Source organism: Actinosynnema sp. (assembly GCF_052038725.1).
Genome location: NZ_JBQGCX010000215.1, coordinates 1 through 4,949, shown reverse-complemented (window position 1 = coordinate 4,949; position 4,949 = coordinate 1). Strand labels below are relative to the sequence as shown.

Below are 4,949 nucleotides of genomic sequence, written 5' to 3'. Positions count from 1 at the left end.
AGGCGCGGACCGCCTCATCCTGACGTACCGCGTCCCGGAGTCCGAGCGGGTCGGCTGGTGGCGGTCGACGGTGGTCGGCGCCCGTGACTCGCTGCGCCTCGTGGGCATGGCGATCCTGGTGGCGATCCCGCTGTTCATCGGTGGGTTCATCCCGCTGGTGGGGCAGACCGTGGTCCCGGTGCTCGGCGCGGGCATCAACGGGTGGCTGCTCGGGCTGGAGCTGACCGGCATCCCGTTCACCCGGCGCGGGCTGGACCTGGCGGTTCGGCGGCGGGTGCTCAAGGAGCGGCGGGCCATGGTGCTCGGGTTCGCGGTGCCCGCGTACCTGCTGTGCCTGATCCCGCTGGCGCCGCTGGTGGTCATGCCCGCGGCGATGGCGGGTGGCACCGTGCTGTCGCACCGGCTGCTGGAGAACGAGAAGAACGCCGGCAGGCGTCCTCAGTAGACGGAGGACCGCAGGGGACGCTGCGGTGGTGGAAGACGTGTGGGAACGGGCGGTCGGCTGAGCCGACCGCCCGTTCGTTCTCCGCGCCCACCGGGGCCCTGGCTGGAACGGCGCGGGCTCGGCGGCCGGGCCGGAATGGCCTGAACGACGTGAACGGCCAACCGACCCCACCACCCCGACGCCCCCACCGACCTGACCGACCTGGCCGGTTCAACCGACCCGACCAGGCCGGCCCGACCGGCTCAAACGACCCGTCCCGACCGGCCCGACCGGCCCGACCGGCCCCGCTGATCTGACCGGCCTGACCGACCCGCCCGGCCCCGCCGACCTGATCGACCCGACTGGCCCCGCCGACCTGATCGACCTGACTGGCCCGAACGGCTAGACCGGCGTGACCGGCCAGACCGGCCAGACCGGCATGACCGGCGTGACCGGCGTGACCGGCGTGACCGGCGTGAAAGACGAGCACTTGGCGGCTGGCACAGGGCGCGGAGGGGGTCAGGAGTTCAGTTGGGGGTCCAGTTCGGTCGAGTAGGCCGCGACCCGGCTGTAGACGCCTGGAGCTCCCGCTGCCGCGCAGCCCTCGCCCCACGAGGTGACGCCGATCAGCTTGCCGCCTGCGACGAGCGGGCCGCCGGAGTCGCCCTGGCAGGAGTCGGTGCCGCCCTGGGGGAAACCGGCGCACACCATGAGGTTCGGGTTGTAGCGCTCGGCGTAGGCGGTCGCGCAGGCGGCGGAGCCGATCACCGGCACGGTCGCGCCGAGCAGGTAGCGCGAGGCCGTCCCGCCCGAGGACGTGGCGCCCCAGCCCAGGACGGTGGCGGGGACGCCGTCCTCGTACAGCGCAGCGTCGGTGGGCCTCGCCAGCGGGAGGGGGGCCGCGTTCAGGGCGCGGTCCAGGGTCAGGACCGAGATGTCGTGACCCTCGGCGGGCATCTGGTAGGACGGGTGGATCCAGATGTCGGTCACTCGCACCGTGGTGCCCGCGCTCGAGTTCTTGTCGTCGCGGCCTGCGACCACGCGCACCGAGGACGGCGAGTCGCCCTCGGTGCAGTGCGCCGCGGTCAGGACCTTGTCCGGCGCCACCAGGGTTCCGCCGCAGTACTGGGCTCCGGTGCTCGTCGCCAGGTAGACCGCCCACGGGTGGTCGGCGGTGCTGGCGCGCGTGCCGCCGACGATCCGCGCGCCGACGTCGCCGTCGGTGGGCGCGGGCTGGGCGGACGCGCTGAGCGCGGTCGCGGGGAGCAGTGCCGCCACTGCGGCGGCGGCGCCGAGCAGGAACCTCAGGCGGCGCGGGGTTTCCGCCATGCTCATCTCCTTCCGGTGCGGTGCGCGCCCCTCGGTGGGGCGGTTCCCAGGGCACCAGAAGGCGCACCGGTGGCACAAGGTCGAGCGCGCGTGGGCCGTTCGGCCCAGTTCACTCGAACGTGGTTGACTCGCCCGAGCACTGCCCGAACAGCGAGCAGTTCGTCCTGAGGAGTTCCGAATGTCCCCCAACAAGCCCGTGGTCGAGCCGTACGAGGGTGCCGCGCCCGCGGACCTGGTGATCGAGGACATCACCGTCGGCGACGGCCCGGAGGCCCAGGCGGGCCAGCTGGTCCAGGTTCACTACGTCGGTGTCGCGCACTCCACCGGTGAGCAGTTCGACGCGTCCTGGGACCGCGGCGAGGCGTTCGTGTTCCCGCTCGGTGGCGGGCGCGTCATCGCGGGCTGGGACCGGGGCGTCGTGGGCATGAAGGTCGGTGGCCGCCGCAAGCTGGTCATCCCCGCGCACCTCGGCTACGGCGACCGCGGCGCGGGCGGCGTCATCAAGGGCGGCGAGACGCTGATCTTCGTGGTGGACCTGCTCGGCGTGCGCTGACCTCGGCGGCACGAGGTCGGGAACCGGTTCCGGCAGGACGACTCCGGACCGGTTCCCGCCGCGGCAGCGCGTGGAGCGCCCACGCGGCACGAGCGGCAGCAGCGTGAGCGCGGAGTGCGGGACACCGAAGGGCCCGGCCGCCGTGAGCAGGGGGTTCGCTCAGCGCGGAACGCGGGGCGCGCCGTCCGGCGGTCGGAGCGGGGTGCGGCCGGGCGGTCGGGACGGGTGTGGCCGGAGTGCGATCCGGCACCGGTGGCCGCCCCGGTGCGGCATGATGGCGGTGATCGAGGGGAGGCGTGACCGTGCCCGAAGACATCGGCGGTTCCGAGCGCATGGTGGCCGACTGGGAGACCGGTCTCAAGCAGAAGGCCCAGCGCTACGAGGCGATGGCCGCGCGGGTGCAGGGCATGTCCGTGACCGAGACCTCCCGCGACGGGCACGTGCGGCTCACCATCGGGTCCAACGGCATCCTCACCGACCTGCAGATCGCCGAGCCCGCCCGCGAGCGGCGCATGGCCGAGGTGTCGGCGGAGATCATGCGGACGTTGCAGAAGGCCCAGTCGCGCATCCCGGAACTGCTGCAGCAGGCCATGGCGGAGACGATCGGCACCCAGGACCAGACGGCGAACACGCTGTTCGAGGAAGCCAGGAAGACCTTCCCCGCGCCGCCCGCCGAGGACCGCCCGCAGCCGCAGGGCCACCGGGAGATGAGCTTCGGCATCGAGGACGAGCGGACCTCCCCGCCCCCGCCGCCGCGACACGCCCAGCAGCCGCCCGTTCCGCCGCAGCCGCCGCAGCGCAGGCCGAGGCGGGACACCGAGGAGGACGACGACTTCGGGGGTCAGAGCTTCCTCCGGTGAGCCACCGAACTCCACCCCGTCAGGTCAAGTCCGCCGTCGTCGGACAGATCGGGCGATAGGATCTGCCGACCGTTGCGCCGGGGGGATCTTGAAGGGGTGTTCGTCGCATGACCGAGCCAGTCACACCGCTGGACGAGCAGGAGCAGCAGCAGCTCGTCCGGCAGATCGGGCGCGCCATGCTGCCCGCGCTGCCTCCGGACTGGCAGCGGGTGCGCACCGAGTACCGCGCCGCGGGCCGCCACATCGAGGTGGACATGGCGTTCACCGGCCCGGACGGGCAGCAGCGCCCGGTGCGACCGCCGATCGACGTGGTGCAGTTGTTCGGCAGGCTGCGCGCGGGCATGTACGAGCAGGACCGGGGCACCTGGCTGAGCGCGGTCTACGAGATCGAGGCGCCGAGCGCGTTCGCCGTGGACTTCGACGCCGCCGAGGAGCCCCGCTGGCGCAACGCGCCGCCGATGATCGGGTTCCAGGACGAGCTGCGGACGTTCCCGCGCGCCGACGAGCTGATCCCGGACTGGCTGCGCCAGCGCGCCGGTATGCCGCCCAGGCAGGTGGAGCAGGCCGCGCAGCCCGAGCAGGGGCAGGCGCCGCAGCAGGGTGGGCCGCAGCCGGGCGGGCCGCAGACGCCTCCGCAGGGGTTCGCGCAGCAGGGTCCGGCGACGCCGGGTCGGGGCATCCCCGGACAGCAGGGGCAGCCCGGTTTCGCGCCGGGGCAGCAGTTCGGCGGTCCCGGTCAGCCCGTTCCCCACCAGCAGGGTCCCGGCCCGCAGGGGCAGCAGTTCCCCGGTCAGCCCGGCGGGTTCGGGCAGCCCGGCGGTCAGCCGCAGGCGGACCTGCGCACGGCGCGCGTGTACGACGGCCGCGACCAGACCGGTCGCCCGGTGGTGCGCAGGCAGCCGGTGGACCCTCAGCTGCGCGAGCGGTTGCTGGCGTACCTGGAGTCGGCGCCCGTGGTGCTGTCCGCGCGTGACACGGACGTGGACGAGTTCGCGCCGTCCGACCGGGACGTTCCGCTGAACTTCCGCACCGACGGCACCTGGGTGTGGGCAGGCGCGGTGTCGCACTACCTGCGCAAGCACGGTGTCCCGCCGGAGCCCGCGCTGGTGTCGCACATCATCGGCCGGGGGTTCCAGCTGAGCGCGGTGGACGAGCGGACCCAGGACCGGGCCGTCGCGATGATCACCGGCCAGTGACCGCCGCCCGCTAGTCCCCGAACGGCGCTCTCGACGACGACAGCCGCCCACCGGTTTCCCCGGTGGGCGGCTGCTCCCGTTTCAGGCGCGCGGTTCCCGCGCGGGCGCTCAGCGGTCGGTGGCGGCCGGTGCGACGTCCGGTTCCAGCCTCGTGGCGGGAGCGGGCCTGCGGACCGCCAGGTACACCAGCGCTGCCACCGCGACCAGCACGTAGGAGTTGCCGACGAGCTGCTGCCACGCGTTCCAGCCGACCTCGACGCCCTTGTCGTGCGGCAGCAGCCACAGCGGGGCCCACACGAACAGGTCGGCGACCAGCACCAGCGCCACCCAGCCCGCGGCGGAGCGCTGCCCCGCCAGCAGGACCAGGGCGGGCACGACCCACACCCAGTGGTGCGTCCAGGACACCGGGGACGCCAGCAGCGCCGCGATCGACACGGCCAGCAGCGCGGACACGTCCTCGCGCGCGCGGCGCACCGCGACCCAGGCGAGGGCCGCGACGCCCAGCGACAGCAGCAGCCACGTCACGGACTCGGCGGCGCCGGTCAGGCCGAGGCGGTTGACCAGGCCGCGCAGCGACTGGTTGCCCG

Annotated in this window: 5 protein-coding genes and 1 pseudogene; 4 read left to right on the top strand and 2 right to left on the bottom strand. The window is 73.9% G+C overall.

The genetic code is table 11. The annotated features are described in order from the left end of the window. The coding region (locus ACTUAL_RS04180; RefSeq protein WP_440899324.1) for an EI24 domain-containing protein at window positions 1-445 on the top strand (445 nt) is incomplete at its 5' end. A gap of 498 nt (window positions 446-943) precedes the next feature. Here ACTUAL_RS04180 and ACTUAL_RS04175 read toward each other — a convergent pair. Further along, on the bottom strand, window positions 944-1,753 hold the full coding sequence (locus tag ACTUAL_RS04175; RefSeq protein WP_440899326.1) for a S1 family peptidase: 810 nt from the start codon (window positions 1,751-1,753) through the stop codon (window positions 944-946). 178 nt (window positions 1,754-1,931) lie between these two features. On the opposite strand from ACTUAL_RS04175, the gene ACTUAL_RS04170 reads away from it, so the two are divergent. The 3 genes from ACTUAL_RS04170 to ACTUAL_RS04160 all read left to right on the top strand — a co-directional run bounded on the left by ACTUAL_RS04170 (window position 1,932) and on the right by ACTUAL_RS04160 (window position 4,362). Further along, entirely contained in the window at window positions 1,932-2,306 is a 375-nt protein-coding gene (locus tag ACTUAL_RS04170) for an FKBP-type peptidyl-prolyl cis-trans isomerase (protein WP_015804206.1), read from the top strand. A gap of 302 nt (window positions 2,307-2,608) precedes the next feature. Then, a complete protein-coding gene (locus ACTUAL_RS04165; RefSeq protein WP_440899325.1) occupies window positions 2,609-3,166 on the top strand; it encodes a YbaB/EbfC family nucleoid-associated protein in 558 nt (185 codons plus the stop codon). A gap of 107 nt (window positions 3,167-3,273) precedes the next feature. Beyond that, window positions 3,274-4,362: a hypothetical protein gene (locus ACTUAL_RS04160; protein ID WP_096496326.1), complete on the top strand. Its 1,089-nt coding sequence runs from the start codon at window positions 3,274-3,276 to the stop codon at window positions 4,360-4,362. Between the two features lie 108 nt (window positions 4,363-4,470). On the opposite strand, the pseudogene ACTUAL_RS04155 reads toward ACTUAL_RS04160, so the two are convergent. Further along, window positions 4,471-4,949: pseudogene (locus tag ACTUAL_RS04155) on the bottom strand (glycosyltransferase 87 family protein); the annotation flags it as partial.